This window comes from Blautia sp. MCC269 (assembly GCF_018785655.1).
Classification (GTDB): domain Bacteria; phylum Bacillota; class Clostridia; order Lachnospirales; family Lachnospiraceae; genus Blautia_A.
Map to the genome: position 1 here is coordinate 1 of NZ_WQQE01000114.1, position 213 is coordinate 213.

Annotated in this window: 1 rRNA gene; it reads left to right on the plus strand. The window is 39.0% G+C overall.

The window, feature by feature from the left end:
- Positions 1-141: 141 nt before the first annotated feature.
- Positions 142-213, plus strand: a 16S ribosomal RNA gene (locus tag GPK88_RS18510); the annotation flags it as partial.

Here is a 213-nt window from a genome sequence, read left to right on the forward strand (position 1 = left end):
AACAAACCTTGATAACTAAACAGTGAAACACATACGATTCTCGAAAATTTCTTTACATTTTTAAGAACGGTTCTAACGAACCAAAATCAGTAAAAACGAGAGATAGCCAAACGGTTGTCTTGAGTAAAAGATTCAAACACTTTATCAGAGAGTTTGATCCTGGCTCAGGATGAACGCTGGCGGCGTGCTTAACACATGCAAGTCGAACGGGAA